At 74.3% G+C, this 21398-nt stretch carries 15 protein-coding genes, 1 pseudogene and 4 riboswitches; of the genes and pseudogenes, 13 read left to right on the plus strand and 3 right to left on the minus strand.

Features of this window, described 5'->3' with window-relative positions; translation table 11 throughout:
• Nucleotides 1–7: 7 nt before the first annotated feature.
• From AB0P03_RS20205 to AB0P03_RS20230, 6 genes are all read left to right on the plus strand, one after another.
• Nucleotides 8–1147: an acyl-CoA dehydrogenase family protein gene (locus AB0P03_RS20205; RefSeq protein WP_363630058.1), complete on the plus strand. Its 1140-nt coding sequence runs from the start codon at nt 8–10 to the stop codon at nt 1145–1147.
• Nucleotides 1147–2220, plus strand: coding sequence for an enoyl-CoA hydratase/isomerase family protein (locus AB0P03_RS20210; protein WP_363630060.1), 1074 nt, complete (start codon nt 1147–1149; stop codon nt 2218–2220). The genes AB0P03_RS20205 and AB0P03_RS20210 overlap by 1 nt, the downstream gene beginning before the upstream one ends.
• Complete coding sequence (mmsB, locus tag AB0P03_RS20215; RefSeq protein WP_363630062.1) at nt 2217–3134, plus strand: 3-hydroxyisobutyrate dehydrogenase; 918 nt, start codon at nt 2217–2219, stop codon at nt 3132–3134. The genes AB0P03_RS20210 and mmsB overlap by 4 nt, the downstream gene beginning before the upstream one ends.
• Nucleotides 3131–3907 (plus strand): enoyl-CoA hydratase, encoded by a 777-nt coding sequence (locus AB0P03_RS20220; protein ID WP_363630064.1) that lies wholly within the window; start codon nt 3131–3133, stop codon nt 3905–3907. The genes mmsB and AB0P03_RS20220 overlap by 4 nt, the downstream gene beginning before the upstream one ends.
• A 76-nt stretch (nt 3908–3983) precedes the next feature.
• A riboswitch (cobalamin riboswitch) is annotated at nt 3984–4105 on the plus strand.
• A gap of 99 nt (nt 4106–4204) precedes the next feature.
• Entirely contained in the window at nt 4205–5278 is a 1074-nt protein-coding gene (locus tag AB0P03_RS20225; RefSeq protein ID WP_363630066.1) for a peptidase, read from the plus strand.
• A 19-nt stretch (nt 5279–5297) separates the two neighbouring features.
• Nucleotides 5298–5777: a flagellar hook-length control protein FliK gene (locus tag AB0P03_RS20230; protein ID WP_363583486.1), complete on the plus strand. Its 480-nt coding sequence runs from the start codon at nt 5298–5300 to the stop codon at nt 5775–5777.
• A 179-nt stretch (nt 5778–5956) separates the two neighbouring features.
• On the opposite strand, the gene AB0P03_RS20235 is transcribed toward AB0P03_RS20230, so the two are convergent.
• Nucleotides 5957–6352 carry a hypothetical protein gene (locus AB0P03_RS20235; protein WP_363630068.1) on the minus strand — a complete coding sequence of 132 codons (396 nt, stop codon included), beginning with the start codon at nt 6350–6352 and terminating at the stop codon, nt 5957–5959.
• A gap of 315 nt (nt 6353–6667) precedes the next feature.
• The gene (locus AB0P03_RS20240) at nt 6668–8032 is read right to left on the minus strand and encodes a hypothetical protein (protein ID WP_363630084.1); all 1365 of its coding nucleotides are present in this window, start codon (nt 8030–8032) and stop codon (nt 6668–6670) included.
• Nucleotides 8033–8243: 211 nt separating this feature from the next.
• Nucleotides 8244–8320: riboswitch (cobalamin riboswitch) on the minus strand.
• Nucleotides 8321–8397: 77 nt separating this feature from the next.
• Nucleotides 8398–8541, plus strand: a riboswitch (cobalamin riboswitch).
• A 104-nt stretch (nt 8542–8645) separates the two neighbouring features.
• Between AB0P03_RS20240 and AB0P03_RS20245 the strand changes: the two genes are divergently transcribed.
• The 6 genes and pseudogenes from AB0P03_RS20245 to metE all read left to right on the plus strand — a co-directional run bounded on the left by AB0P03_RS20245 (nt 8646) and on the right by metE (nt 19385).
• On the plus strand, nt 8646–11648 hold the full coding sequence (locus AB0P03_RS20245) for a prenyltransferase/squalene oxidase repeat-containing protein (RefSeq protein WP_363630070.1): 3003 nt from the start codon (nt 8646–8648) through the stop codon (nt 11646–11648).
• A gap of 47 nt (nt 11649–11695) precedes the next feature.
• Nucleotides 11696–12220, plus strand: a pseudogene (locus tag AB0P03_RS20250) (hypothetical protein); the annotation flags it as partial.
• 664 nt (nt 12221–12884) lie between these two features.
• Nucleotides 12885–14120, plus strand: coding sequence for a CbiQ family ECF transporter T component (locus tag AB0P03_RS20255; protein WP_363630072.1), 1236 nt, complete (start codon nt 12885–12887; stop codon nt 14118–14120).
• Nucleotides 14117–15775, plus strand: coding sequence for an ATP-binding cassette domain-containing protein (locus AB0P03_RS20260; protein ID WP_363630074.1), 1659 nt, complete (start codon nt 14117–14119; stop codon nt 15773–15775). The genes AB0P03_RS20255 and AB0P03_RS20260 overlap by 4 nt, the downstream gene beginning before the upstream one ends.
• Complete coding sequence (locus tag AB0P03_RS20265; protein WP_363630076.1) at nt 15772–16653, plus strand: ECF transporter S component; 882 nt, start codon at nt 15772–15774, stop codon at nt 16651–16653. Before AB0P03_RS20260 ends, AB0P03_RS20265 begins: the two co-directional genes overlap by 4 nt.
• Before the next feature lie 29 nt (nt 16654–16682).
• A riboswitch (cobalamin riboswitch) is annotated at nt 16683–16905 on the plus strand.
• Nucleotides 16906–17069: 164 nt separating this feature from the next.
• A complete protein-coding gene (gene metE / locus AB0P03_RS20270; RefSeq protein WP_363630078.1) occupies nt 17070–19385 on the plus strand; it encodes a 5-methyltetrahydropteroyltriglutamate--homocysteine S-methyltransferase in 2316 nt (771 codons plus the stop codon).
• A 105-nt stretch (nt 19386–19490) separates the two neighbouring features.
• On the opposite strand, the gene metF is transcribed toward metE, so the two are convergent.
• Nucleotides 19491–20408 carry a methylenetetrahydrofolate reductase [NAD(P)H] gene (gene metF / locus AB0P03_RS20275; protein ID WP_363583504.1) on the minus strand — a complete coding sequence of 306 codons (918 nt, stop codon included), beginning with the start codon at nt 20406–20408 and terminating at the stop codon, nt 19491–19493.
• Nucleotides 20409–20522: 114 nt separating this feature from the next.
• Between metF and folP the strand changes: the two genes are divergently transcribed.
• Nucleotides 20523–21383 (plus strand): dihydropteroate synthase, encoded by an 861-nt coding sequence (gene folP, locus AB0P03_RS20280; RefSeq protein WP_363583506.1) that lies wholly within the window; start codon nt 20523–20525, stop codon nt 21381–21383.
• The last annotated feature ends 15 nt before the right edge of the window (nt 21384–21398 follow it).

Below are 21398 nucleotides of genomic sequence, written 5' to 3' on the forward strand. Positions count from 1 at the left end.
GGGCGCCGTGCACGACCTCACAGAGGACCAGCTCGCCATCGCGGCGACCACCCGGGCCTTCGCCCGCGAACACCTGGCGCCGAACGCGGTCGCGTGGGACCAGGCCAAGCACTTCCCGGTGGACGTGCTGCGCAAGGCGGCGGACGTCGGCCTGGCCGGTGTCTACGTCCGCGAGGAGTCCGGCGGCTCCGGACTCACCCGCGCCGACGGCGTGCTCGTGTTCGAGGCGCTGGCCACCGGCTGCCCGTCCATCGCCGCCTACCTGTCCATCCACAACATGGTCGCCTGGATGATCGACCGTTACGGCGACGACGCCCAGCGCGCCCGGTGGCTGCCGGGCCTCAGCGCCATGGCGACCCCCGCCAGCTACTGCCTCACCGAGCCCGGCGCGGGCTCGGACGCGGCGGCACTGACCACCCGCGCCCGCCGGGACGGGGACCACTGGGTCCTCGACGGCGTCAAGCAGTTCATCTCGGGCGCCGGCGTCTCCCGGGTCTACCTGGTGATGGCCCGCACCGGCGGGCCGGGGGCCGGCGGGGTGTCCGCGTTCGTCGTCGAACGCGACGACGCCGGCGTCTCGTTCGGGCCCGACGAGAAGAAGATGGGGTGGAACGCCCAGCCCACCCGCCAGGTGCGGCTGGACGGCGTCCGGCTCCCGGCCGACCGCCTCCTCGGAGCCGAGGGCGAGGGCTTCCGGATCGCCATGAACGGGCTGAACGGCGGCCGGCTCGGCATCGCCGCCTGCTCCCTCGGCGGAGCGCAGGACGCCCTGGAGCGGGCCACCGGCTATCTGGCGGACCGCGAGGCGTTCGGCGCCCGGCTCCTGCACGCCCAGGCGCTGCAGTTCCGGCTCGCCGACATGGCCACCGAGCTGGAGGCGGCCAGGTCGCTGCTCTGGCGGGCCGCCTCGGCCCTGGACCGGGGGGACCCCAGGGCGCCGGAACTGTGCGCGATGGCCAAGCGGCACGCCACCGACACCGGCTTCGAGGTGGCCAACCAGGCGCTCCAACTGCACGGCGGCTACGGCTACCTGGCCGAGTACGGCATCGAGAAGATCGTCCGCGACCTGCGGGTGCACCAGATCCTGGAAGGAACCAACGAGATCATGCGCGTCATCGTCGCCCGCGGCCTGATCGGGGCCGCGTGATGGCCGGGACCGACCTCGACGAGGTCCTGGTCCACCGCGAGGGCCGGGCGGGCCTGATCGTCCTCAACCGCCCCGCAGCCCTGAACGCCCTCACCCACGGCATGGTGCGGAGGATCTCCGAAGCGCTGGACGGGTGGGAGGAGGACGAGCGGGTCGCGACCGTGGTCATCACCGGCGCCGGTGAGCGGGCCTTCTGCGCCGGCGGCGACATCGTCGCCATCCACCGCGCCGCCACCGGCGCGGACCCGGGCGCCGTCGAGGAGTTCTGGCGCGACGAGTACCGCCTCAACGCCCGCATCGCCCGCTACCCCAAGCCCTACGTCGCGCTCATGAGCGGCATCGTGATGGGCGGCGGGGTCGGGGTCTCCGCCCACGGCAGCGTCCGGATCGTCACCGAGACCACGCGCATCGCCATGCCCGAGGCCGGCATCGGCTTCGTCCCGGACGTGGGTGGCACCTACCTGCTCGCCCTCGCGCCCGGCGAGTCGGGTACCCACCTCGCCTTGACCGCGGGCTCCGTCGGCGCCGCGGACGCGCTGCTCTGCGGCCTCGCCGACCACTTCGTCCCGGCCGAGCGGCTGCCCGCGCTGCTGGACGACCTGGCCGAACTCCCCGTGCACGACGCCCTCGAACGGAACGTCGGGCCCGCACCGGCCGGCGTGCTGGACGGCCGGCGGGCGTGGATCGACCGCTGCTACGGGGCCGACACCGTGGAGGAGATCCTCGACCGCCTGCGGGACAGCGGCGAACCGGAGGCCAAGGAGGCCGCGGACCGGATCGCCGCCAACTCGCCCGCCGCCGTGAAGGCCACCCTGGCGGCGCTGCGCCGGGCCCGCACCCTCGGTCCGCTGGAGGCCGTCCTCGACCAGGAGTACCGGACCTCCTGCGCGGCGCTCTCCACACCGGACCTGGCCGAGGGGATCCGCGCCCAGGTCATCGACAAGGACCGTTCCCCGCGGTGGAACCCGTCGACGCTGAGCGCCGTCGGGCCCGCCGCGGTGGCCCGCTACTTCGCCCCGCTCGGCGACCGGGAACTCGGCCTGGCCCCCGCCACACCCCTGGAGCGCTGGTGACCCACCGCAACGGAGTCAACGGATTCAACGGAGTCATCGGATTCATCGGCCTCGGCAACATGGGCGGCCCGATGGCCGCCAACCTCGCCGAGGCCGGGCACACCGTGACCGGCTACGACCTGGCACCCGAGGCGCTGCGGCGGGCGGAGGAGGGCGGCGTCCGTCCGGCGCGGTCCGCGACCGAGGCGGTGCGGGAGGCCGACGTCGTCATCAGCATGCTGCCGGCCGGCCGGCACGTGCTGGCCGCCTACGCGGACCTGCTGCCCGCCGCCCGCCCGGGAACGCTCTTCGTCGACTGCTCCACGATCGACGTCGCGGACGCCCGGGCGGCGCACGACCTGGCCGTGACCGCCGGGCACCGGGCGGTGGACGCGCCGGTCTCCGGCGGGGTGGTCGGTGCCACGGCCGCGAGCCTCACCTTCATGGTCGGAGCCGCCGAGCCGGACTTCGAGGCGGCTCGACCGGTGCTGGAGGCGATGGGCCGCAAGGTCGTGCACTGCGGATCCCCCGGAGCGGGGCAGGCCGCGAAGATCTGCAACAACATGATCCTGGGCATCTCGATGATCGCGGTCAGCGAGGCCTTCGTGCTCGGAGAGAGCCTCGGGCTCAGCCACCAGGCCCTCTACGACGTCGCCTCGACCGCCTCCGGCCAGTGCTGGGCGCTCACCACCAACTGCCCCGTCCCCGGGCCGGTGCCGACCAGCCCGGCCAACCGCGACTACGCGGCCGGGTTCGCCGCCGCCCTGATGGCCAAGGACCTCGGACTCGCCGCCGGGGCCGCCGACGCCGCGGGCCTGCCCACGGACCTCGGACGCAGGGCGGCACAGCTGTACGCGGACTTCGCTCAGGCCGACAGCGGCGCCGGCCTGGACTTCTCGGCGATCATCACCACCCTGCGGGAGGACGGCAAGTGACCGGCTACGAGACGATCCTGGTCGAGCGCAAGGGCCGGGTGGGGCTGATCACGCTCGACCGGCCCAAGGCGCTGAACGCGCTCAACACCCTGCTGATGAACGAAGTCGTGCAGGCGGCAACGGAGTTCGACCGTGACCCGGAGATCGGCGCGCTGGTGATCACCGGCTCCGAGAAGGCCTTCGCGGCCGGCGCCGACATCAAGGAGATGCAGTCGCTCGACTTCGTCGACGCCTACCTCGGCGACTGGTTCGCCGCCTGGGACCGCTTCGCCGCGCTGCGCAAGCCGGTGGTGGCGGCGGTGGCGGGCTACGCGCTGGGCGGCGGCTGCGAGCTGGCGATGCTGTGCGACGTCCTCCTGGCGGCGGACACCGCGAAGTTCGGGCAGCCGGAGATCAAGCTCGGCGTGATCCCCGGCATCGGCGGCTCGCAGCGGCTGACCCGGGCGGTCGGCAAGGCGAAGGCGATGGAACTCTGTCTGACCGGCCGGATGATGGGCGCCGAGGAGGCCGAGCGGGCCGGCCTGGTCTCCCGCATCGTCCCGGCGGGCCAACTGCAGGCCGAGGCCCTGGCGGTGGCCGAGACGATCGCGGCGATGTCCACCCCGGCGGCCGTCATGCTCAAGGAGAGCGTCAACCGCTCGTACGAGACCACGCTCGCCGAGGGCGTGCGCTTCGAACGGCGACTGTTCCACGCCACGTTCGCCACGGCGGACCAGAAGGAGGGCATGGCGGCCTTCGCCGAGAAGCGCCCACCGGAGTTCCTTCACCGCTGACGGTCCGAGCGGTTCGCGGCGCGATGCGGCGGACGATCCCTTGACCGGGACTTCTCCGTCTCGCCATGATGGGCCGTCATGTTGTGACTCCGCCGCTGGGGGAAGTCCGGTTCGAATCCGGCGCTGACCCGCAACGGTAGGCCGCCGATCCGATGTCGGCGGCGAGCCCGAGTACCCGGCGGCGGAGGTGTGTCGTCCCCTCCTCCCGTCGTGGTCTGCGGGCCGGAGCTCCGAGGGCTGCCCGGCTTGTTGCCGCCGTCCTCCGGGCCCCTGCGCGCGGGCCCGGAAAGGCCCACCGTGTCCTCGTTCCGACGCCCCCTGCGCCTCTTCGCGATACCCGCGCTCGCCCTCGCCACCGTCCTCCCGGCGGCCGCTGCCGCCCACGCGGCACCTGCCGCCGCGACTTCGTCCCCGACGGTCCGCCCCGACGCCGCCGCGGGCGGCTGGCTCGCCCGCCAACTCGTCGACGGCGACCACTTCGAGTCCGTCTTCAACGGGACCGCCTACCCCGACCAGGGCCTGACCATCGACGCCGTGCTGGCTTTCGCCGCCTCGCACAGCTCCGACCAGGCCGCTGCGAAGGCCACCGCCTGGCTGGCCAAGCCCGAGGTCATCAGCGGCTACCTCGGCGACGGCATCACCGAGGCCTACGCGGGCGCGACCGCCAAGCTGCTGCTCGCCGTCGAGGTGCGCGGCGGGAACCCGACGGCCTTCGGCGGCGTCGACCTGCCGGCCCGCCTGCGCTCGCTCCAGACCGCCGAGGGCCGGTTCTCCGACCGCTCGCAGTGGGGCGACTACAGCAACGCCTTCGGCCAGTCCCTGGCCGTGATCGCCCTGCACCGCACGGCCGGTGGGGCCCCGGCGACGGCCGTCGACTTCCTCGCCAACAGCCAGTGCGCGGACGGCGGGTACCCGGTCGCCTTCGGCCAGGCCACCTGCGCCAGCGACCCGGACGCCACCGCGCTCGCCGCCCAGGCCCTCGCCGCGACCGGCCGCACCGCCAAGGCCGACGCCGGACTCGGCTGGCTGACCGCCCACCAGAACGCCGACGGCGGCTTCTCGGCCGCCGGGGCCGCCGCGTCCAACGCCAACACCACCGGCCTCGCCACGCAAGCGCTGCTGGCCGGCGGACGCTTCGGGGCCGGCCTCAAGGGCTGGAGCAGCCTGGTCAAGCTCCAGCAGGGCTGCGCCACGGACCCGGGCGTGCGCGGGGCGGTCGCCTACGACGCGACCGGCTTCAACCCGGCCACCGGAGCCCGGGCCACGGCGCAGGCCGTCCTCGGCCTCGCGGGCACCCCGCTGGCCACCCTCTCCGCCGCCGGTGGCCGCCCGGACGCGCCCGTGCCGGCCTGCCCGGCGACCACCCGCTGACCCCGCGAGGAGAGCTCCGATGACCGACACCATGGCGCCCGCGTGCCCGGCCCGCCGCACCCTCGGGTCGATCGCCGCCGCCGCTGCCCTCACCGCCGGACTGCTCGGCGCCTCCGTCGTCCAGGCCCCGCAGGCGCGGGCCGCCGCCTGCGACGGCACCACCGGCGTCACCGTCGTGGTCGACTTCACCGCCGTCGGCGGCGGCATCCAGACCGGCTGCGCACCCGGCGACCCGGCCAGCGGCCTGGCCGCGCTGACCGGCGCCGGGTTCGCGTACACCTTCCACCCGCGCTACCCGGGCTTCGTCTGCACCATCAACGCCCTGCCGACGACCTGCACCAACCCCACCGGCAGCGCCTACTGGTCGTACTGGCACGCCCAGCACGGCGGCCCCTGGTCGTACAGCAACCTCGGCGCGGGCAGCTACAACCCGGCGCCCGGCGACGTCGAGGGCTGGTCCTTCGGCGCCGGCGCCCAGCCGGGCGTCACCGCGCCCTGACCTCCGGAGACACCCCGGTGCCCCGGCCCCTCCGGAAGGGGGGCCGGGGCACCGGCGGTTCAGAGTTCAGACGGTGCGGGACGTTCGGCGCCGCCGGGCGAGCTGTTCGGTCAGCAGCTGTGCGAGCGGCCCCGCGCGCCGGGGTCGGTGCGCGGGGCCGCTGTGGGTCATCGGGTGGTTCAGCAGTGGGGCAGGCCGGGCACGTTGTGGAACATCGCCGCGCCGTCCACGTAGGGTGCGAACGTCCAGGAGGACCCCGAGGGGGTGACCACACCGTACTGGTACACCCACGTGGTGTGGTACCAGACGTCGCCGTCATTGCCGACGTTCCCGCCGGCCACCCAACAGTCCGCCCAGGCCGAGTCGCCCGGCGCGAGGGTGATGTTCTTGTACTTGCCGGACCCCGCGTCGGCGGCGGTGTAGACGCCCGCGGAGTGGCTGGTGCTCAGCCGGACCCACTGCGGGGAGGAGCCGATGTTGGACGGGTTCGGGTCGGCGGACGCCAGCGACGTCACGCCGACGACGGATGCCCCGGCCAGAGCGAGTGCGGCGAGCGCCTTGATCGAACGGGTCATGATGTGATTCCCCGATTCCTCCCGGCCCTCCTGTAGGGCTGGTCGGTGATGAGCAAACCGCACCTCGACCGCGCAGTCCAGGCTGCAAACCGGCCAGGTCCCGTTCCCCAGAAGTCCCCCAGGCGGACCGCGAGTTGGGGGACCGCCGGGTCGCGAAGAGGGTGGCCTGGGGCGCCGGCGTCGGGTGGTGCGGGCTCGGCCCGCCGGTGGGCCCGGTGGAGGCCGCTCCGTGCACCGGAGAGCTGACGGCAGGTCAGTTTGCCGCTTTCGTGGCTTGGCTCGTACCCGGCGTCCAGGACGGCCAGGGTCTCCGGATCAGTTGCCGTAGCGGAGCGAGACGGTGTCGCCGAGGTGGACGGTGGTGGCCCGGGTGGCGCCGGTGGCGGTGGTGCCGTCCAGGCTGACCTGCCAGGTGGAGGAGCCGCTGTTGGCCGTGCCGTTGATCGCGGTGACGGTGTCGCCGCCGGTGGACGGGGCGACCGAGGTGACGCAGCCGCTCGGGGCGGCGCCGGCGGCCGCGTCGAGGACGTTGCCGAGGGTCGCGGTGGTGCCGGTCGGGGTGAGGGTGGCGGCGCAGACCTTGAGCGCGCCGGTGCCGTCGTCGATGACCAGCGCGAGCTTGGCGGCGGTGCCGGGGACGAAGGCGGTGGCGGCGGCCCAGGCGGGCTCGCCGGTGGTGGTCGGGGTCGGCGGGGTGGCGGTGAAGCCGGCGCCGGCGACGGCGCGCAGGCCGTCGACGGAGGCGTAGGGGGAGGGGGTGGTGTCGGTGGGCAGGTACTTGAAGCCGCCGCCGGGCTTGAACTGCTGGGCGATCAGGAAGTCGACGGGGCTCTTGCCGGTGCCGCTGGTGAAGTCGGCGCCCTGGGGGTTGATGCCGCAGGCGTTGAGGCCGGAGACGGCCCAGCCGTTGGAGTCGGTGTTGACGCCGAACATGGCGTTGAAGGCGCCGGAGGCGGTGAGCTTGCCCTTGAGGAAGTTCTTGGCGGCGGCGATCGCCGGGTCGGTGGCGGCGACGCCCCCGGTGCAGAGCGAGGCCATGGCGGCGCCGGTCATGTCGATGTCGCTGCCCTGGGCGAGGGCGTTCGGGTCGCCCGCGGCCTTGCTGAAGTTCCAGCCGCCATCGTTGTGCTGGTTGGCGCGCACCGCCGTGACGGAGGCGTCGAGCAGCGGCTGCGGGACGCGAGGGCTGCCGGCCTGGGTTTTGGCGCCCGCGAGGGCGAGGAGGCCGAAGACGGTGCCGTTGAAGTTGGCGGACGGGCCGTAGTAGCCGGGTTCGGCGGTCTGCCAGTAGGCGGCGAGGTCGGCGACGAGGTTGCGACCCGGGCCGACCCGGGCGGGGTCGATGCCGGCGGCGTAGGCGTTGAGGATGCCGCGCTCGTAGTCCGTGACGACCGGCGAGGCGCTCGGCCAGCCGGGGGCGGCGAGCTGGCCGCGGTAGACCAGGCGGGCGTTCTTGGTGGGGTCGCCGCCGGGGGTGACGTCCGCGGCGGCCGTGCCGGCGGCCGCGAGTGCGCTGAACGCCCACTCGTTGGAGAGCCCGCCGCCGGTGACGTAGCTGCCGTCGGCGGCCTGGAGCGACTTCAGGTAGGTGACGCCGGTGCTCTTCGAGGTGGCTATCTGGGTCGGGCTGGCCGTCGCGTGGGCGGGGACGGCGGAGAGCAGGAGCGCGCCGGCCGTCAGGGCGACGGTGACGGCGGAGGCGGCGCGGGCAGGGGTGGTCCGCGAGGGGGTGGTCCGCGAGGGGGCGAGGAGGGACACGGGACAGGCTCCTTGGGGTGGCGGGCGCCGACCCTGCCCCGGAGTTCCGGCGTCCGTTCGAGGGCGCGCGACGGCCGGAGCGGTCGCCGCCCGGATCGCGTGGGCCGGCTTTCGCCATGGTGCGTGGCCGGGCGGGCATCCGGGCTCGGGGCAGCACGATCGCCACCCCACACCGCTGCGCGTCAGCCCCGGATTCGCACCGGGTTCCCCCGCTCGGCCACCGCGGACGCTACCGCACGGCGCACCGGCCGACGAGGTGATGTGATCGACGTGACGGACCGTTGACTCCCGTTCGGCCGTCGTGGTCTGATGAACCGATTTTTTGCCCTCGGCATTCAGGGGAAGCCGGTCCAACTCCGGCGCTGACCCGCAACCGTGGACCCACCTGTGGTGGGTGAGCCGGAATGCCTGGACCGGGGGCCCTGTTCACAGAGCACTTGCGTCGTCGCGGACTACGACGCGGTCCGGACGGTCCCTGCCCAGGAGACCGTGGGCTGCGCCGTTGCGCCCTGCGTCGACCGACCAGGGAGTCGTCGTGAGGGTCAGCAGCAGTCGCACACGTCACAGGAACCGGGACCTCGCCTCCTTGGTGGTCGCCGGTGCTGTCGCGGTCGCCGCCTGCGGAAGCGTCCTGTTCGGGCGCCCCGGCACTGCGGCCGCCGACCCGATCGAGCAGTGCACGGCGACGACGGGCGCGATCGTCGCCGTCGACTTCACCCACTGGGGCGGCGGTGTCCTCCGGGGCTGCGACGCCCGCCCCACGACCGGGATGAACCTGCTGCACGCCGCCGGCTTCACCACCGCCGGAACCGAGCACGACGGACCCGCCTTCATCTGCCGACTCGGAACCGGGACCTTCAACAGCGGCACCCAGTACCCGACGCCGGCCGAGGAACCCTGCGTCAACACCCCGCAGGCCACCGCGTACTGGTCGTACTGGATCGCCGAACCCGGCCAACAGGCCTGGTCCTACAGCCGGTTCGGCGCCGGGACGCAGAAGCCCAAGCCCGGCGAGGTCGAGGCCTGGGTGTACGGCGGCACCGACATCGGCGGCACCAGCGGGGCACCGGGCTTCACGCCGGACTCCGTCCGGGCGAAGAGCGGTGGTTCGCCGGCTTCGCCGTCCGCCTCGCCGTCGCCCTCGGCGACCCTGACCCCGACTCCGACCTCGACCCCGACTCCGACCGGGCCGTCCGCCGCCGGTGACCCGGCGGCCGCCGCGGCCTGGCTGGCCCGCCAACTCGTCGGCGGCGACCACATGGAGAACTGGGCCGTCGAGGGGCCGGACTACCCCCGGACCGCCCTCACCGCCATCGCCCTCGCCGCCGCCGGCACGCAGGACCCGGCGCTGCGCAGGACGGTCGCCTTCCTCTCCGCTCACACCGACGCCTTCCTCCACCCCGACGGACCGGCCGGCCGGCCCGATGCGAGGGCCGCCGCACTGCTGGCCCTCGTCGCCGAGAGCACCGGTGGCGATCCCCGGGCCTTCGGCGGCCGGGACCTGATCGCCGCGCTCACCGGCCACGTCTGCACGGCGGCGGGGGAGAACGGCAAGTGCACCGCCGCCGGGGACTTCCTCGGCGCAGCCTCGCCCTGGGTCCAGTCCCTCGGCGTCATCGCCCTCCAGCGCGCCGGCGTCACGCCACCCGCCCCGGCGCTCGCCCGCTTCACGGAGCTCCAGTGCGCCGACGGCGGGGTGGCCGGGTCGATGATCGTCGCCGGCGACCACTGCGAGTCCGACCCGCTCACCACCGGCCTCGCGGTCCTCGCCCTGCGTACGGCGCCCGGGTACGAGACGGCCGCGAGGAAGGCTTCGGACCAGCTCGCGACCGGACAGCAGGCCGACGGATCCCTCCTCCCGTACCTCGGCGCCCCCGGCGACACCATCAGCACCGCGAGCGCGGCCCAGGCGTTCAAGGCCACCGGACAGGACACCCGCCGGGCCGCCGCCACGGCCTGGCTCGCCGCCCGGCAGGGCACGGACGGCGGCTTCGGCCCCGACGCGTCGACCACCGACCCGGACCCGGCGGCCACCGAGCAGGCGATCCTGGCCCTGACCGGCACCGACCTCACCAGCGTCCGACACAACCCGGACGCCACCACCCCGCCGACGACACCCGCCAGCACGCCGCCGACCTCGCCCGCGACCACGCCGCCTGCCGGGAGAGCCCCCGACGCCGCCAAGGGCAGCGCCTACCTCACCGACCCGTCCCGCCTGATCAACGGCCGCTACTACGAGGGCTTCCCGGCCTTCGCCGACTTCGGCCTCACCATCGACGGCGCCTACGCCCTCGCGGCCACCGGCACCGACGACGCCGCGCTGCGCAGGATCGTCGACTTCCTGGACCAGCCGGGCAAGGACGCCAGCGAGCGTACCGTCAACGACTGGACCGGCATCGGCACCGAGTACGCAGGCGGCGGCTCGATCGGAAAGGAGGCGCTGCTCGCCGAGGCGGTCGGCCGCAACCCGCGCGCCTTCGGCGGCCACGACCTGATCGCCGCCCTGGCCGCCCTCGTGTGCACCAAGGCCGACCAGAGCACCGGCTGCGCGGCGCCCGGCAACTACACCTACGCGACCTCGGTGTTCTCCCAGGCGCTCGGCATCATGGCCCAGCTCCGGGCCGGGGACTCGACGAACGCGGCTCCCGCGATCGCCTACCTGAAGGGCCTCCAGCACCAGGACGGATCGTGGCCGAGCCTGATCCCCGCCACCGGTGACTCCGACGTGGACAGCACGGCGATGGCCGTCATGGCCCTCGCCCTCGTGCCGGGCGACGAAGCCGCGCGGGCCGTCGACCAGGGCCTCGGCTGGCTCGCCGCGCGGCAGCTGCCCGACGGCGGCTTCCCGGGAGCGGCCGGCGACTCGACCAACTCGGCCGCGCTCGCCATCCAGGGCATGACGCTGCGTCAGGCCTCGTACGGCGCGCAGATCGCCAAGGCGCGCGACTTCCTGGCGGGCCAGCAGAACGGCGACGGCGGGTTCAACGTCGCCTCCGCCGGGCAGCCGGGCTCGGACGTCCGCGCGTCCACGCAGGTGCTCGGCGGTGCCACCGGGATCTCCTTCGGCACGCTGTTCCGGGACCTCGGGGGAACGCCGACGCCGACGCCGACTTCCACCGGGACGGCGACGCCGACGGGCACGCCCACGGGTACGCCGACGGGCACGCCGACCAACACCCCGACCGGCACGCCCACGAACACATCCACGAACACATCCACGAACACGCCCACAGGTACGCCGAGCCCGACGGGCTCTCCCGGCACGGCTGGGCCCTCGGACACCGCCGCTCCCTCGACCGGCGACGGTTCGGCCACCTGGTCGACCGGCGGCATCGACGCTCCGGCCGGAGGCGATGGCGGTGGCGCCGTCGCCCCCGCCGGTGGCGTGGCGGCGCAGACCGGTTCCGGCAGCCTGGCCGGGACCGGAACCCAGGCCCTGACGCTGACGGCGGGTGCGGGCGTGCTGACCGCGCTCGGCGCGGCGGCCGTCCTCGTCGCCCGGCGCCGCACCGCGACCGCCCCGGGGCGTCACCGGTGAGCCGGGGACTCGGCGGTCGGCTCGGCCGGCTGTCCGGGGCGGCGGCCCTGACCTTCGCCCTCGCGTTCGGTGGCGTCGCCGTGGGCACCGCCCCGGCGTCCGCGGCGCCGCTGCCGATCGACCAGTGCACCACCGCCTCCGGCGTGGTGCTCGCCGTGGACTTCAGCAAGTGGGGCGGCCCGCTGCTGCGTTCCTGCGGGACCACCCCGACCACCGGCTTCACCCTGCTCAACCAGGGCGGCTGGAAGACCACCGGGACCGGCCACGACGGTCCGGCGTTCATCTGCCGGATCGGCTACAGCGGCTTCCAGGGCGGTAAGCAGTTCCCGGCCCCGGACCAGGAGAAGTGCGTCCTGACGCCCCCGGCCACGGCCTACTGGTCGTACTGGCACGCCGATCCGGGCCAGAACGAGTGGTCCTACAGCCAGCTCGGCGCGATGAGCTACCAGCCGAAGCCCGGCAGCGTCGACCTCTGGATCTTCGGTGGCACCAACGTCGAGGGCACCGAGGGGCGGCCGGGCTTCTCGCCGGACAGCGTTCGCGCCCACAACTCCAGCCCCGGCGGGCAGCCCGCCGACCCCGGTCAGGGCACCACGGGCGGCTCCGGCGATTCCAGCGTCTCCGGCGGCGGGTCGACGGGTGCCACGGGTACGACCGGCGGCAGCGGCAGCGGCAGCGGCAGCGGCACCGGTTCGAGCGACGGAACCGGCGGAACCGGCGGAACCGGCGGAACCGGCGGAACCGGCGGTACCGGAAACGCAAGCGGAACCGGCAGCACCGGCAGCACCGGCAGCACCGGCACCGCCGGTGGCACCGGATCGGGCCGGGCCCCGGCCCCCGCCAAGCCCCCGGCGGGCGGAGCCCGTCCGCCCGCGCCCGCCACCACCCCGGGGCCCGGCGCCGCCGCCACCCCCGAGGACGGCATCACTCCGCCCGGAGCGCCCGAGCCGACGCCCGTGCCCGCCACACCGGTGCCGGTCGAGCCGTCCACCGCGCCGCTGACGGACACCCCGAGCGATCAGCCGACCCCGCAGACGGTCGAGGCCGCGGCCGCGCCGACGTCGACCTCCGCCGTGCCCGGCGGCGTGGTGGACGCCAATCCGGTGGCCGACGCCCCGCACGACTCCGGGTCGATGGCCCCCGCCGTCATCGCGACCGCCCTCGTGGGGGCGCTGGGCGCGGCCACCGTGGTCGTCGCGCGACGGCGCCGCCGCCGGGCCGAGTGATCCGGTGACCATGCCCGACAAACCCGACGCCGGCCCCCCGAAGCCCACCCCGAAGCCGAAGCCCACCCCCGGACGGGACGCCGGGAGCCGGCGCAGCCCCCGGAACCTGCACCCGCTGGCCTGGTGGACCTGGGCGCTCGCCCTGGCGACGGCGGCCAGCCGCACCACCAACCCGCTGCTGCTCCTGCTCGTCCTCGCCGTGCTCGGCTACGTGGTCACCGCCCGCCGGACCGAGGCCCCGTGGGCGCGCGGGTTCACCTACTACCTGTGGCTGGCTCTGACCGTGGTGGCGATCCGGGTGGTGTTCCGGTGCGTCTTCGCCACCGGCATCACCCCGCACGACCACCTGCTCTTCTCGCTCCCGCACCTGCCCACCCCCGCCTGGTACGCGGGCATCCAGATCGGCGGGCCGGTCTCCCTGGAGGCGACCCTCTCCGCCGCCTTCGACGGGCTGCGCCTGGCCTGCCTGATCTGCTGCATCGGCGCCGCCAACACCCTCGCCAACCCCAAGCGCGCCCTGCGCGTCCTGCCCGGCGCCCTGTACGAGCTGGGCGTCGCCGTGACGGTGTCGCTCAGCGTCGCCCCGCAGCTGGTGCAAAGCGTCCAACGCGTCGCCCGGGCAAGGCGGTTGCGCGCCGGGCAGCGGAAGGGCATCCGCGCGCTGCGCGGCATCGTCGTCCCGGTGCTGGAGGACGCGCTGGAGCGTTCGCTGCACCTGGCCGCCGCGATGGACTCGCGCGGCTACGGTCGTTCCGGCACCGCGACCCGCCGCTCCCGCCGCATCACCGGCACCCTGATGCTGCTCGGCATGTGCGGCCTGTGCGCCGGGGTGTACGGGCTCCTGGACGGAACCGCCCCCGCTGCCCTGGGACTTCCCGCCTTCCTCGCGGGCGCCCTGCTCTGCGTGGCGGGGCTGGTCCTCGGCGGCCGGCGCGTACGGCGCACCACCTACCGGCCGGACCGCTGGCGGGCCGCCGAGTGGGGCGTCGCGGGCTGCGGGGTGACCGCCGCCGTCCTGCTGTTCGCCACCGTCGGCTACGCCGCCACCGATCTCAACCCCTCGCTCTACCCGCTCAGTTGGCCGAGCCTGCCGCTCGTCCCGGTGCTCGCCCTGCTGCTGGCCGGCGCCGCCGGGGTCATCGCGCCTCCGCCCGGACGTACCCCGGAGCCCGGACGTACCCCGGAGCCCGCCGCCGGGACCCGCCGCACCGGCGCCGACCGCACGACCCCCGAGGTGAGCACGTGATCCGATTCGACCAGGTCGGCGTGGTGTACGACGGCGAGACCGCCCCCGTCCTGCGCGACGTCGACCTGCACATCCCGGAGGGCGAGCTCTGCCTGGTGGTCGGCCGCACCGGCGTCGGCAAGTCGACCCTGCTCGGCGCCGTCAACGGCCTCGTGCCGCACTTCACCGGCGGCACCCTGCGCGGCCGGGTGACCGTGGACGGCCGGGACACCGCGCACCACCCCCCTCGCGAACTGGCCGACGTGGTCGGCGTGGTGGGGCAGGACCCGCTGGCCGGCTTCACCACCGACACGGTGGAGGAGGAACTGGCCTACGTCATGGAGCAGTTGGCCGTCCCGCCGGCGGTGATGCGCAAGCGCGTCGAGGAGACCCTCGACCTGCTCGGCCTCGCCGACCTGCGCCACCGCGCCCTGCACGAGCTCTCCGGCGGCCAGCAGCAGCGCGTCGCCATCGGCTCGGTGCTCACCGCGCACCCCCGCGTCCTGGTCCTGGACGAACCGACCTCGGCGCTCGACCCGACGGCCGCCGAGGAGGTGCTCGCCGCCATCACCCGCCTGGTCCACGACCTCGGCGTCACCGTCCTGCTCGCCGAACACCGCCTGGAGCGGGTCGTCCAGTACGCCGACCGCGTCGCCTACCTGCCCGGCGACGGCACGGTCGTGCACGGGCCGCCCGCCGAGGTCTTCCGGCACACCGCGGTCGCGCCGCCCGTCGTCGACCTCGGGCGGCTGGCCGGGTGGCGGCCGCTGCCGCTCTCCGTCCGGGACGCCCGGCGCGCCGCCGCCCCGCTGCGGGAGCGGCTGAACGACGTGCCCGTTCCTCCGCCGCGCCGGGCAGCGGTGGCGGGGGAGCGGGTGCTGGACGCCCGAGGGGTGGTCGTCCGGTACGGGCAGGTGACCGCCGTCCGGGAGATCGGGCTGGGTCTGCGGGCCGGCGAGGTCACGGCGCTGATGGGGCGCAACGGCTCGGGCAAGTCCTCGCTCCTGTGGGCCCTCCAGGGCTCAGGCCCGCGACAGGGTGGCAGCGTGCAGGTCCTCGGAGCCGACAGCGGGCCGGCCATGGACCCCAAGCGGCTCTCCGCGACCAGGGCCCGACAGCTCGTCGGGCTCGTCCCGCAGACCCCGACCGACCTGCTGTACCTGGAGACGGTCGCCCAGGAACTCGCCCAGAGCGACCTGGAGGCCCACCGCGCAGCCGGCCCGACCGTCGCCGGCCCGACCGCGAGGCAGATCCTCGACCGGCTCGCCCCCGGGATCCCCGACGGCACCCACCCCCGGGACCTCTCCGAGGGCCAGAAGCTGGCCCTGGTCCTGGCGATCCAACTGGCCGCCGCGCCACGGGTGGTGCTGCTGGACGAACCCACCCGAGGGCTCGACTACCACGGGAAGGAAGCGCTCACCGGCATCGTGGACGCCCTCGCCGCCGAAGGCCGTACGGTCGTCGTCTCCACCCACGACGTCGAGTTCGTCGCCGCCGCCGCCGACCGGGTGGTGGTGATGGCCGAGGGCGAGATCGTCGCCGACGGCCCCACCGCCGAGGTCATCGTCGCCTCGCCCACCTTCGCCCCCCAGACCGCCAAGATCCTCGCCCCGCTGCCCTACCTGACCACCCGACAGGTCGCCGCCGCCCTCGCGCCCGCGCAGGCCGCCCGGTGAGCGCCGTCCGGATCCCCGGCCGGGCCCGCGTCGTCGCGGCCCTGGCCGCCTTCATCGGCCTGGTCGCCTTCACCTGGCCGTTCGTCGTCGCCCCCGGAAAGTTCGGCTCCTCCTACGCCCCGCCGCTGATCTTCGGCGCCCTGCTGGCCCTGGTGCTCGCCGTCGTCATCGCGGAGATCGCGGCCGGCGGCATCGACGCCAAGGCCCTCGCCATGCTCGGCGTCCTGTCCGCCGTCAACGCCGGGCTGCGCCCGCTCGGCGCCGGCACCGCAGGAGTGGAGACGGTCTTCTTCGTCCTCGTCCTGGCCGGCCGGGTCTTCGGCCCGGGCTTCGGCTTCACCCTCGGCTGCACCTCGCTGTTCGCCTCCGCGCTGCTCACCGGCGGCGTCGGCCCCTGGATGCCGTACCAGATGTTCGGCTGCGCGTTCGTCGGCATGCTCGCCGGGCTCCTGCCGAGAACCCGGCGGCGGCGCTGGGAGGTCCCGATGCTGGCCGCGTACGGGGCGTTCTCCGGGTACCTCTTCGGCTTCCTCCTCAACCTCTCCTTCTGGCCGTTCTCCACCGACCCGAACAGTTCCATCGCCTACCTGCCGGGGCTGCCCTTCACCGAGCAGTGGCACCGCTACCTGCTCTTCGACCTCGCCACCTCGCTCGGCTGGGACACCGGTCGTGCCGTCACCACCTTCACCGCCGTGCTCGTCGTCGGCCCGGCCGTCCTCACCGTCTTCCGCCGCGCGGCCCGCCGCGCCAACTTCGAGCCCATGGTGCGCTTCGAGGCCCCGGACGGTCGACGAGTCACCGCGAACGACACCGCGAACGGCTCCGCCATCGGCTCCGCGAGCGGCGAGGGAGTCTCACCATGCGGACGGCTTCCGTGAATTCCGCGTCGGCCCCGGCGGTTTGCCCCTAAGCTGGCGACGCAGCTGGTTCGTCCTGCCCGCCAGGCAGGACGTCGCAAGAGGGAACCCGGTGGGAATCCGGGACTGCCCCGCAGCGGTGAGTGGGAACGACCGCCGTCATACGCACTGGACCCGGGACGGGTCTGGGAAGCGATGGCCAGTAGGTACCGGACGCCAACAGGCCCGGTGCGCCCACGAGTCCGAAGACCTGCCCGTTGCCCGCCCGCGGACCGTTCCGCGTGCGGATATCCCGGTGACCTCGTGGGCGGGTCGGCGACCATACCAGGCGGGTCCGGCACGCGCATCGACGTGAGCCGCCGCCCGGTTCGTCATCCCTTCGCGCTCTCGTCCCGTCCCCGGGTACTTGAGGAGCCAGACTCGCGAAGGAGAGTCCCTTGACCACGAAGTCCGCAGCCGCGGCAACCAGGGCCACCGTGTACGGCTACCCCCGGCAGGGCCAGGGCCGGGAGCTGAAGAAGGCCATCGAGGGCTACTGGAAGGGCACGGTCACCGCCGACGCCCTGCGGGAGGCGGCGGTCGGCCTGCGCCGGGAGAACTGGGCGCAGCTCGCCCAGGCCGGGGCCTCGGAAGTGCCCACCGGCGACTTCTCGCTCTACGACCACGTACTGGACACCACGGTCGCCGTCGGCGCGATCCCGGCCCGCCACCGGGCGGCCGTCGAGGCGGACGCGCTGGACGGCTACTTCGCCATGGCGCGCGGCACCCAGGAGGTCGCGCCGCTGGAGATGACCAAGTGGTTCGACACCAACTACCACTACCTGGTGCCCGAACTCGGCCCGGACACCGTCTTCACCGCGAACCCGGCCAAGGCCGTCGGGGAGTTCCGGGAGGCGCTGGCGCTCGGCCACACCGCACGCCCCGTGCTGGTCGGCCCCCTCACCTACCTGCTGCTCGCCAAGCCCGCCCCCGGCGTCGCCGAGGACTTCCAGCCGATCACCCTGCTGGACCGGCTGCTGCCCGTCTACGCGCAGCTGCTGGCGGACCTGAAGGCGGCCGGCGCCGAGTGGGTGCAGCTGGACGAGCCCGCGCTGGTGCAGGACCGCACCCCGGCCGAGCTGAACGCCGCCGCCCGCGCCTACCGTGAGCTGGGCGGCCTGGCGGACCGTCCGAAGCTGCTGGTCGCGAGCTACTTCGACCGCCTGGGTGAGGCCCTGCCGGTGCTGGCCAAGGCCCCGGTCGAGGGCCTGGCGCTGGACTTCACGGGGCCCGCCGCGGCGAACCTGGACGACCTGGCCGCCGTCGGCGGGCTGCCCGGCAAGCGGCTGGTCGCCGGGGTGGTCGACGGGCGCAACATCTGGATCAACGACCTGGAGAAGTCGCTGGCCACCCTGGCGACCCTGCTGGGCCTCGCCGAGCGGGTCGACGTCGCGCCGTCCTGCTCCCTCCTGCACGTGCCGTTGGACGCCGCCGCCGAACGCGACGTCGACCCGCAGATCCTGCGCTGGCTCGCCTTCGCCAAGCAGAAGGCCAGGGAGGTGGCGCTGCTGGCCCGGGGCCTGCGCGAGGGCACGGGGGCGATCGCCGCCGACCTGGCCGCCAACCGCGCCGACCTCGCCTCGCGCGCCAACTCGCCGATCACCCACGACCCGGCGGTGCGCGCCCGTACCGCCGCCGTCACCGCCGACGACGCCCGCCGCGCCCAGGCCTACCCGCAGCGGGCCGAGGCCCAGCGCGCCCGGCTCGGCCTGCCACTGCTGCCGACCACCACCATCGGCTCGTTCCCGCAGACCTCCGAACTGCGGGTCGCGCGGGCCGATCTCACGGCGGGCCGGATCGACGCCCCGGCCTACCGCGAGCGCATCGAGGCGGAGGTCCGGGAGGTCATCGCCTTCCAGGAGAAGGCCGGACTGGACGTCCTGGTGCACGGCGAGCCCGAGCGCAACGACATGGTCCAGTACTTCGCCGAACAGCTCACCGGCTACCTCGCCACCCGGCACGGCTGGGTGCAGTCCTACGGCACCCGGTACGTGCGCCCGCCGGTCCTGGCCGGGGACATCTCCCGCCCGCACCCGATGACCGTCGACTGGTTCGGCTACGCGCAGGGCCTGACCGACCGCCCGGTCAAGGGCATGCTCACCGGCCCCGTCACGATGCTCGCCTGGTCCTTCGTCCGCGACGACCAGCCGCTCGGCGACACCGCCCGCCAGGTCGCCCTCGCCCTGCGCGACGAGGTCACCGACCTGGAGGCCGCCGGCGCGGCCGTCGTCCAGGTCGACGAGCCGGCCCTGCGCGAGACCCTGCCGCTGCGCGCCGCCGACCGCCCGGCGTACCTGGCGTGGGCGACCGAGTCCTTCCGCCTCGCCACCTCCGGGGTGCGGGCCGACACCCAGGTCCACACCCACATGTGCTACGCCGAGTTCGGCGCGATCATGACGGCGATCGACGAACTCGACGCGGACGTCATCTCGCTGGAGGCCACCCGCTCGCACATGGAGGTCGCCGGCGAACTCGCCGGGGCCGGCTACCCGCGCGAGGTCGGCCCGGGCGTCTGGGACATCCACTCCCCGCGCGTCCCGAGCACCGACGAGGCCATCGCCCTGCTGCGCGCGGGCCTCGCGGCCATCCCCGCCGAGCGGCTCTGGGTCAACCCCGACTGCGGCCTGAAGACCCGCGGCTGGACGGAGACCCGCGCCTCGCTCGACAGCCTCGTCGGCGCCGCCCGCCACCTGCGCGCGGAGCTCGCCGGCTGACCCCCCGGTGACGCGACCCGGCCGGGCCCCGCACGCCGTGCGGCGCCCGGCCGGGTCGGCCCGGGACCGTCCCCGGGCCGGGCCGCAACGGCGGCCCGGCCCGTTTCACCCGGACCCGGGAAGCCCGAGGTTCTGGTAGATCTCCGTCGTCACCGTGGAGAAGTTCATGGTCATGAAATGCAGCCCGGGAACTCCCTCGGAGAGCAGGCGCCGGCACATTCCGGTGGCCTGATCGATACCGATCGACCGGACGGCCTTCGGGTTGTCCTGGTGCTTCAGCATGCTTTCGGAGAGATCATCGGGAATGGCGGCAGTGGTCAGCGTCGGAATCCTCCGAAGCGACCGGATACTGGTCACCGGCATGATCTCCGGAATGACCGGAACGGTGCAGCCGGCCGATTCCAGTCGATCCCGGAAACGGAGGTAGCTGTCCACGTCGAAGAACATCTGGGTGATGGCGTAGTCGGCTCCCGCCCGGCACTTCTCGATGAAGTGCCTGATCTCGGAATCCCAGTCGGGGGACCTCGGGTGCAGGTCCGGGAACGCGGCCACGCCGACGCAGAAGTCGCCGGACTCCTTGATCAGCCGCACCAGGTCGGCGGCGTACTCCACTCCGTCGGGGTGGCGGTGCCAGGTGCCCAGCGGATCGCCCGGCGGGTCGCCGCGCAGCGCCAGGATGTTGCGAACTCCCTGGTCAGCGTAGTGGCCGAGGATGTTCCGCAGTTCGGCGACGCTGTGGCCGACTGCGGTCAGGTGGGCGGTCGGCGTGAGGGTGGTCTCCTGCGCGATGCGGCCGGTGACGTTCACCGTCCGCTCCCGTGTCGACCCGCCGGCGCCGTAGGTCACGGAGACGAAGGTGGGGGACAGCGCTTCCAGGCGCCGGATCGCATTCCACAGGCCGACCTCCGCTTCGGCGCTCCGGGGCGGCATGAATTCGAAGGAATAGGAAAGCCTGCCGGCCGCGAGGAGTTCGCGGACGGAGGTCGCCCGATCCGTGCGCGTGGAGGGAATTCCGAGTGTCATGGCAGGAGGTTAACCAGCCGGGCTCGCGGTAGTCCTCAGGTGTCCACTCTGTGATACGAATTCTCTCGGTGGTACGAGTTGGGAGACGGGTGGGGCGGGCGGCACAATGGGCGCATGAAAAGACCTTCGCAGGTATTGTCGGGACTGCCCGGATGGGATCGGTGCGCGGTGATGGGAGTCGTGAACGTGACCCCCGACTCGTTCTCGGACGGCGGCCGCTGGCTGGACCCGGGGCGCGCGGTGGACCGTGGACTGCTGCTGGCCGAGCAGGGCGCGGACATCGTGGACGTCGGCGGGGAGTCGACCCGGCCGGGAGCGACCAGGGTGTCCGAGGAGGAGGAACTGCGCCGGGTCCTGCCGGTGGTGCGCTCGCTCACCGACAAGGGCGTCCTGGTCAGCATCGACACGATGCGGGCCCGGGTCGCCGAAGCGGCGGTGGAGGCCGGCGCCCGGATCATCAACGACGTCAGCGGGGGCCGGGCCGACGCGGGCATGGCCCGCGCCGCGGCCAGGGCCGGAGTGCCCTTCGTCGTCATGCACTGGCGCGGGCAGTCCGCCCACATGGACGAGCTGGCCGCGTACGAGGACGTCGCGGCCGAGGTGATCCGCGAGGTCGCACGGCAGATGGACGCGGTGGTGTCGGCCGGGGTCGACCCCGCCCAGGTCATCGTGGACCCGGGCCTCGGCTTCGCCAAACGCCGGCAGGACGACTGGGCGCTGCTGGCGTCACTGGACGCCTGGCGCGTACTGGGGCGCCCGCTCCTGGTGGCGGCCTCGCGCAAGCGCTTCCTGGGCGAGCTGCTGGCCGACCCGCGGACGGGCGAGGCCCGTCCGGCCCGTGAACGCGACGCGGCCACCGCGGCGGCCAGCGTCCTGGCCGCCGCGCAGGGCGCCTGGGCGGTGCGGGTGCACGAGGTCCGTGACACCGCCGACGCCGTCCGGGTCGAGGCCGCGATCCGAACCAACCGGGTCTGAGAGAGGAAGTACGCG

Origin of the sequence: Kitasatospora sp. NPDC088779, from assembly GCF_040685395.1 — a bacterium.
GTDB lineage: Bacteria > Actinomycetota > Actinomycetes > Streptomycetales > Streptomycetaceae > Kitasatospora.

Bases quoted from the DNA above. Each gene is read 5' to 3' on its own strand.
- AB0P03_RS20210 (WP_363630060.1), top strand. From the start codon at position 1,147: ATGGCCGGGACCGACCTCGACGAGGTCCTGGTCCACCGCGAGGGCCGG.
- AB0P03_RS20230 (WP_363583486.1), top strand. From the start codon at position 5,298: ATGACCGACACCATGGCGCCCGCGTGCCCGGCCCGCCGCACCCTCGGG.
- AB0P03_RS20235 (WP_363630068.1), bottom strand. From the start codon at position 6,352: ATGACCCGTTCGATCAAGGCGCTCGCCGCACTCGCTCTGGCCGGGGCA.
- AB0P03_RS20255 (WP_363630072.1), top strand. From the start codon at position 12,885: ATGCCCGACAAACCCGACGCCGGCCCCCCGAAGCCCACCCCGAAGCCG.
- metF (WP_363583504.1), bottom strand. From the start codon at position 20,408: ATGACACTCGGAATTCCCTCCACGCGCACGGATCGGGCGACCTCCGTC.
- folP (WP_363583506.1), top strand. From the start codon at position 20,523: ATGAAAAGACCTTCGCAGGTATTGTCGGGACTGCCCGGATGGGATCGG.